We start from the raw sequence: 7431 nt of genomic DNA, 5'->3' as shown, positions 1-7431 counted from the left end.
GATGGACATGAACATCTGCGCCGACCAGGACTATCAGCAGGCCGACAAGGCGCTCAACGCCGCCTACAAGAAGGCTGTGGCCGCCGCGCATGAGATGGACGACAACGTCAAGGATATGGGGGAGGCCTATGTCGGCGCGGTGGATGCGTTGAAGCGCGCCCAGCGGGCCTGGATCGGCTATCGCGATGGCCAGTGCGAATTCGCCGGCTTCGAGGCGCGCGGCGGGTCCATGGAGCCGATGCTGGTCTCCGGTTGCCTTGCCGATCTCACGCGCAAGCGGACCGACGAGCTGAAGGCCGTCTACGAGCAGCAGAACTGAGGTCGCCAGGTGTCGCGCAGGATCGCCATCGTCGGCAATGGCGCCATTCCGGACGGCCTAGCCGAAACGATCGACAGCGCCGATCTGGTGATCCGCTTCAACGGCTGCCGTTCGGCCGGGCGCGGCGGCTGGAAGACCGATATCGTCGCTGCCTGCAACACCGGTCGCCCGGCCTTGGACATGCTGGCCGGCGGGCGCTGGAAGGCGAGCCGGACCGTGCGGCAGGCGACGGAGATCTGGTGCGTGCGCACGGCTTCTGTTTTTGCCGCCATGCGCGCGCCGCTGGCACTCAGCCATCCCGACCTTGACGACTTCTGCGACGACTATACGGAGGGCTTTGCGACCTTCGCCCGCGTCACGGGGCGTGTGCTGAAAGTGGTGCCTGCGGCCGTGCACCAGGCCGTCGATGCCGAGCTCGCCGCCTTCGATCCGTCGCCTTATGTCGTGCCGAGTTCGGGGCTGCTCGTGATTGCCCATGTGCTTGCCGATATCGCCACGGCAGACGACCGCGTCTGCCTTGCCGGCTTCGGCCATGAGGGCTGGCAATGGCACCCCTTCGCCGCCGAACGGCGCTGGACGGAGGCGCAAATCGCCGGCGGCCGGCTTGAGCGCCTCGATGCTCTCCGGTAACGCCGGCCGGGACCAACGTTCCAAAACGGGACGATTAAACTTCTATCGAATGCTTTAGCCGTCTCTGAAAGAAAATGTCCTATGGTCCCTCCATACATTATGGAGAGAACGATGCGTGGCAGGCTGGCCCTTTGGCTGAGGGCACAGATGGATTTGGGCGGCTTCGAGACGAACGCCGACATCTGGACGTTCGTGCTGAACGCCGTTCTGGTGGCGACGGCGCTGGCGACCGCCACCTATCTGATGGTTGCCGCGATCCTCGCGAATTTCGGTCTCTTGCCCTATCCGTTCGGTACCGCGCTCGGCTTCGGTGGATCGACGACCATCCTGATCGCTGCCAGCGTTACGGCGCTTCTGGCCTGGCTGATCGGCACGGCGGTCCATGAACTCTCTCTTTCGCGCGCCGCATTCGAGCGCCTGAGCCGGCTCGACCCGCTTTCCGGCCTGCTCAACCGGCGTGCTTTCGCCGAGGCTCTGGAAACGAAGGTTAACGGCTTCTTCGTGCTGTTCGATATCGACCGATTCAAATCCGTCAACGATAAACATGGCCATGCGATCGGCGATGCGGTCATCGCTGCCGTGGCGGAGGAGCTAAAGCGGGTTTTCGAGCCGGCGCATCTCGTCAGTCGGTTCGGCGGCGAGGAATTCGCCGTGCTGATCTCCAGCGACGATCGCGGCGATTGTTGTCTGCTGGTCGAAGAGGCGCGTCGCTCGGTCGGCGCGCGCCGTATCGCGACAGGTGGGCGGCCGGTCGCCGTCACCCTTTCCGCCGGTATTGCAAATCACGGGGCAGGGCGCTCTTTCGACGCAACCTTCGAGGCGGCAGACCGGGTGCTTTATCTCGCAAAATCCTTCGGCCGTGACCGGGCGATCCATGAAGACGAGAGCGATGAATTGCTGGCGCCAAGCCGCCCTGTCGCCGCCGGCGGCCGTCGTCGCTGACTGTCCGCTAGACCCGGCGAAGCGCTTCCGGATCGCCGATATGGACGAGACGACCACGGACATTGACGCCGTAGCCGCGCAGCATGGAAAACGCGCGGGAGAGGGCTTCCGGCGCCAACCCCAGTTTGCCGGCAAGCAGGCTCTTCTGGTAGGGCAGGCGAAGGCTCGTCGGCTTGCCCTCGACCATGCAATGGGCGAGCAGATAGCGCGCCACGCGCTGCGGGGCGGTGTGCAGCCGGTCGTTGGCCAAGCTTGCATAGGCTTTTGCGAGCTGGGCGGAAAGCGCGTTGGTAAGCGCTACCGCGAGATCCGGCCGGCGGTTTGCGATGTCGCGCACGCGCTTCAGGTCGAAGCGGGCGATGAGCGCCGGTTCGGCGGCCTGGGCCGTGGCGGTATAGCGGCCGCCATCAAGCACGACGCTTGCGCCAATGATATCGCCGGGGCCGTAGAGCTCGACATCGGCCTCGCGGCCATCGGGATCGAGCTTGTAGACACGGACATAGCCTGACAGCACGCAATGCAGGAGATCGGCGGGCTCACCCTCACGGAAGAGGATCTGGCGCGCCGGCAGGTTGCCGATCACCGCAATCTCCATCATCGCTGCGACGCTTTCCACGCCGAGCGCCGCCAGAAGGCCGGAATTCAGCAGGGTTTCCCGTTCCCGTGTACCGGGTTTCATCAGCCTGTTCATCGATCTCACTCCGCGCTCCCGCAGGCATTCCTTGCTCTTTGATGGGAGAACGATAGTCGAGGTCAGGCAATCCTTACTTGATTTCGATCAATCAACAAAAAAACGGCCGGCTCGAAATCGATCGAACCGGCCGCTTTGGATCTAAACCGTGTTGGCTACTCGGCCGCAAGCGGCGAGTGATGCACGACAGTGAAGGGACTGCGTTCGCCGGGTGCCTTCTTCTCGAGCGTCTCGATACGCTTTTCCAGATCGGCCACGTCGCGGCTCGTCTGGTCGGCGAGGCGGGTCAGCGCCTCCGGCTCCATGGCGAGCAATTCCTGATCCTTCTTGCCGACGAAGCGGCCGAAGATCCAGCCGAGCAGGCGCGACAGGTCGTCCATGATCAGGAAGAACGAGGGAACGACGACGAGCGACAGCACCGTCGAGACGATGATGCCGCCGATCACCGCGATTGCCATCGGCGAGCGGAACGAACCGCCTTCGCCGACGCCGAGTGCCGAGGGCAGCATGCCCGCAGACATGGCGATCGAGGTCATGACGATCGGGCGGGCGCGCTTGCGGCCGGCTTCGATCATCGCTTCGACGCGGTGCATGCCCTTGTGCATCATCTCGATGGCGAAATCGACGAGCAGGATGGCGTTCTTCGTCACGATGCCCATCAGCATCAGGATGCCGATGAGAACGGGCATGGAGAGCGCGTTCTGCGTCAGGATCAGGCCGGCTGCCACCCCGCCGATGGCGAGCGGCAGCGAGAACAGGATGGTGAAGGGCTGGATCACGTCCTTGAAGAGCAGGATCAGCACCATCAGCACGAGCATCAGGCCAAGCAGCATGGCATTGCCGAAGGACTGCACCATTTCTGCCTGCACTTCGGCGTCACCGCTTTCCGTGAACTGCACGGTCGGCGGCATGTCGACGCTGGCGGCGATCTCCTTGAAGCGCGCCGTTGCCGTGTCGAGCGCCACGCCCGGACGAAGGTCGGAGCCGATCTGCACGACGCGGTTGCGGTCGTGGCGCTTCACCGAGCTCGGACCCTCCGAATAGTCGATGTCGGCCACGCTCGACAGCGGCACGAACTGGCCGGCGGCGGTCTGGATCTTCAGGTTGCGGATCGCACCGAGATCGGTCCGGAAGTTCCGGTCGACCTGGATGCGGATCGGGATGAGGCGATCGTCCAGCGAAACCTTGCTGAGCTGGGAATCGATGTCGCCGATCGTGGCAACGCGGATGACCTCAGAAATCTGCGCGGTGGTGATACCGAGGCGCGCCATCTGGTCGTCGCGCGGACGAATTTGCAGTTCCGGACGCGGCAGCGAGCCTTCCGAACTGACATTGGACAGGATCGGATCTGCGCGCAGCTTGGCCTCCAGCAAACCGACGGTGGCGTTGAGATCCGCCTCGTTGTTGGAGAGCACGTTGAAGGCAAGGTCACGCTCGCCGCGATCGTTGAGCTTGATGATGCGAACGTCGGGGATCGTGCGAAGTGTGGCGAAGATCTCCTTCTCGATATCCCATTGCGGACGCAGGCGCCCCTTGGCTTCTATCTTCGGCAGATAGGGGCCTATAACGGGGATGCGGCCGAAGACGTCGTTGACCAGCTTGTGCAGCAGCGAATGCTCCAGCTTGTCGAGAATGACGGTCACCGATGCACGGCGCAGCTCAAGATCGCCCTTGGGCGAGGAACCGCCCAGCACGAAGACGCCCGCGACGCCGTTGATATCCTTCACGCTGTCGTAGATCTTCGTGGTGGTGCGATCGGTATCGGCCAGCATGGCGTCCGGCGGCAGCTCGACGGACAGCACGATGCGGGAGGCGTCTTCCGGCGGCAGGAAGCTGCCGGGCACGGTCGACAGAAGCATCACCGAGCCGATGAGGAAGGCGATGGCCGCCGCGAGCGTTGCGTAGCGCGCGTACCAGGTGCCTGTCGTCTTACTCACGAGCCAGGTATAGCCGCGCATGAAGCGGCCTTCCTTTTCCTCGCCATGGCCGTCCGCATCACCGGAGCGCATGAGATAGGCGGCCATGACCGGCGTGATCAGGCGTGCCACGACCAGGGAGAAGAACACAGCGACGGCGACCGTCAGGCCGAACTGGATGAAGTACTGGCCAGCGACGCCCGGCATGAAGGACACCGGCACGAAAACCGCGATGATGGTGAAGGTTGTCGCGATGACGGCGAGGCCGATTTCGTCTGCTGCCTCGATGGCTGCGCGATAGGGCGTCTTGCCCATGCGGATATGCCGCGCGATGTTTTCGATTTCCACGATCGCGTCATCGACCAGAATACCGGTAGCGAGCGTCAGCGCCAGGAACGAGACGAGGTTCAGCGAGAAGCCCATCATGTCCATGACGAAGAAGGTGGGGATGGCCGAAAGCGGCAAGGCAACGGCGGAGATCAGCGTCGCGCGCCAGTTGCGCAGGAAGAGAAGCACCACGATGGTCGCAAGCAGCGCGCCCTCGATGAGCGTGTGCAGCGCCGACTCGTAGTTGCCGTAGGTGAAATAGACAGAATCGTCCACCAGCTCGATAGAGGTGTCGGGATACTGCTTGCGTACCTTTTTCAGCGCGCTGGCGACGGATTCGGCAACGGTAACCTCGCTTGCGCCCTTCGAACGGAAGACGGCGAAGGTGACGACCGGATTGCCGTTGAAGCGTGAGAAGGAGCGCGGCTCTTCGTAAGTGTCGGTGATCTTGCCGAGCTCGGCGAGGCGCACGAAACGGCCGTTCGGCAGCGCGATCATCGTGTTGGTGAGCTTTTCGACGGAGCGGGCGTCGCCCAGCGTACGGATGGCCTGTTCGGCTCCGGCGATCTGGCCGCGGCCGGAGCCGGCGTCGGCGTTCATGCTGCGGACCTGACGGTTCACGTCGGCCGCGGTTATGCCGAAGGAATCCAGCTTGTCCGGGTTAAGATCGATGCGTACTTCGCGATCCGCGCCGCCGAAGCGGTCGATTTTGCCGATGCCGGGCTGGCCCTGCAGCGCGCGCTTGACCTTGTCGTCGACGAACCACGACAGCTCTTCCAGTGTCATGTTCGGAGAGGACACGGCGAAGGTCTGGATCGCCTGGCCTTCGACATCGATCTTGGTGACGACAGGTTCATCGACGGAGGCGGGCAGGTCGCTGCGGATGCGGTCGATCGCATCCTTGACGTCCTGAAGCGCCTGATTGGTCGGCTTTTCGATCTCGAAGACGACCGAGGTCAGCGAAGTGCCGTCCGTCACGGTCGACATGATGTCCTTGACACCCTCGATGCCGGCGACCGCGTCCTCGATCTCCTTGGTGACCTGAACCTCGAGCTCCGCCGGGGCGGCACCGCTCTGCGTCACGTTGATGGCGACGATCGGCACGTCGATATTCGGGAACCGCGTGATCGGCAGCGAATAAAACGAGGAGATGCCGACATAGATCAGCAGGAAAAACGCGAGCAGCGGCGCAATCGGATTGCGAATGGACCAAGCTGAAAAGTTCATGTCCCCAAAGTCCTTGTAGAGAGACCAGACGTTAACAGGGCTCCGGCCCCTCCCGGCTCACCCGCATGTCACCAGGCGCCCCGGCCCGGCATTGCAGCCCCGCCGCAGCGGGGCCTCACGTCATTTCGTCGCCGAGGCCTGCTCGGCATGCACCGGGTTGACCTTGTCGCCATCGCGGACATAGGCGCCGGCCTTGGCCACCACCTCGTCGCCGGCCTTCAGGCCGCTGACGATTTCGAGGACCTGGCCGTCCTGGATGCCGGTTTCGACCGGCACGAGCTTGACGACGCCGTTCTCGACCTTGCGGGCCACCGTCTTGCCGTCGGCCGTGGTGATGGCCGAGAGGGGCAGCACGAGGCCTTCATGCTGCTGGACGACGATCTCGGCGCTGGCGAACATGCCGGCGCGCGCCTTGCCCGGTTCGTCGAAGCGGATATAGACGCGGCCAAGCCGGCTCTGCGGATCGAGCGTCGGCTCGACGAGGCGGATTTCGCCCGAAAGCGAGGCAGCGCCGCCGGCAAGTTTGACGGTCGCCTTCTGGCCGGCGGCCAGCTTGAGCACGGTATCTTCGGACACATCGGCCTTCAGCTCGATTTCGCCGTCGCGGATGACGGTGAAGAGCGGCGAGCCGGCACCGCTGGCAATCGCGCCGATCTTCGCCGTGCGGGCGGCAACGACGCCTGCGACCGGCGACTTCACGGCGGTGCGGGCAAGCTTCAGAGCGATATCGTCGATCTGGGTTTCGGCGACCTTGATGTCGGCTTCCGACACGGCGATGGCCTGTTCGGCGGAGTTGACGCGGGCGAGCGCGGCGTCGGCCGTTGCCACCGCCTGATCGGCATTGGCCTGTGACTGCGAGCCGGATTTCACCAGCTTCAGCGCACGATCACGGGCGCGGATGGCCTCGTCGGCATTGGCCTTCGCTTCCACGTGCTGGGCCTTGATCTGCGCCAGCGCCGCCTTCGCCTTGGCAAGCGAAGCCTCGTTCTGGCTCTTCTGCAGAATGAGCGTGTCGTCGTTCAGCGTGGCGAGCGTGCTGTCCGCCGCGACCGTGTCACCGACATCGGCGGCGAGCGTTCGGATGGAGAGACCATCGACCAGCGGCACGACATAGACCTCCTCGACGGCCTGCACCGTGCCGGTCGCGATGACGCGGTCGACGATGATGCGTGTCTCGGCGGCGCTGACGACGATCGCCGGAAGGTTCTCGGTCTGCTGCTGTGTATCGCCGGTGGCCGTTGCCGCATCGGCAGCAAGCGCAAGGCCCGGCGTTGCCGTCATGAAAGCGACGACGGAAAACGAGAGGACTTTCCTGTGTCCAGAAGCCATTGGCCGAACTTTCCCAAAGAGCATGACTTTATATGATCGTGATCCGGGCG

At 63.9% G+C, this 7431-nt stretch carries 6 protein-coding genes; 3 read left to right on the top strand and 3 right to left on the bottom strand.

Annotated features, from left to right (window positions below):
• From ACOZKU_RS26005 to ACOZKU_RS25995, 3 genes are all read left to right on the top strand, one after another.
• Positions 1–319, top strand: a 319-nt coding sequence (locus ACOZKU_RS26005; protein WP_421581336.1) for a lysozyme inhibitor LprI family protein, incomplete at its 5' end; no start/stop codon positions are given.
• A 9-nt stretch (positions 320–328) separates the two neighbouring features.
• Entirely contained in the window at positions 329–949 is a 621-nt protein-coding gene (locus tag ACOZKU_RS26000) for a Urease operon accessory protein (RefSeq protein ID WP_421581335.1), read from the top strand.
• A 111-nt stretch (positions 950–1060) separates the two neighbouring features.
• On the top strand, positions 1061–1891 hold the full coding sequence (locus ACOZKU_RS25995) for a GGDEF domain-containing protein (protein WP_421581334.1): 831 nt from the start codon (positions 1061–1063) through the stop codon (positions 1889–1891).
• Between the two features lie 7 nt (positions 1892–1898).
• On the opposite strand, the gene ACOZKU_RS25990 is transcribed toward ACOZKU_RS25995, so the two are convergent.
• From ACOZKU_RS25990 to ACOZKU_RS25980, 3 genes are all read right to left on the bottom strand, one after another.
• On the bottom strand, positions 1899–2582 hold the full coding sequence (locus tag ACOZKU_RS25990; RefSeq protein WP_421581333.1) for a Crp/Fnr family transcriptional regulator: 684 nt from the start codon (positions 2580–2582) through the stop codon (positions 1899–1901).
• A gap of 155 nt (positions 2583–2737) precedes the next feature.
• Positions 2738–6052: an efflux RND transporter permease subunit gene (locus ACOZKU_RS25985; RefSeq protein WP_421581332.1), complete on the bottom strand. Its 3315-nt coding sequence runs from the start codon at positions 6050–6052 to the stop codon at positions 2738–2740.
• A 120-nt stretch (positions 6053–6172) separates the two neighbouring features.
• Positions 6173–7381, bottom strand: a complete 1209-nt coding sequence (locus ACOZKU_RS25980) for an efflux RND transporter periplasmic adaptor subunit (RefSeq protein WP_421581331.1) — start codon at positions 7379–7381, stop codon at positions 6173–6175.
• Positions 7382–7431: the final 50 nt, after the last annotated feature.

The sequence above is a fragment of the Shinella sp. M31 genome, from assembly GCF_049199205.1.
Taxonomy (GTDB): domain Bacteria; phylum Pseudomonadota; class Alphaproteobacteria; order Rhizobiales; family Rhizobiaceae; genus Shinella.
The sequence above is the reverse complement of the archived record's forward strand: the minus strand, read 5'-3'. Positions and strand labels throughout refer to the sequence as shown.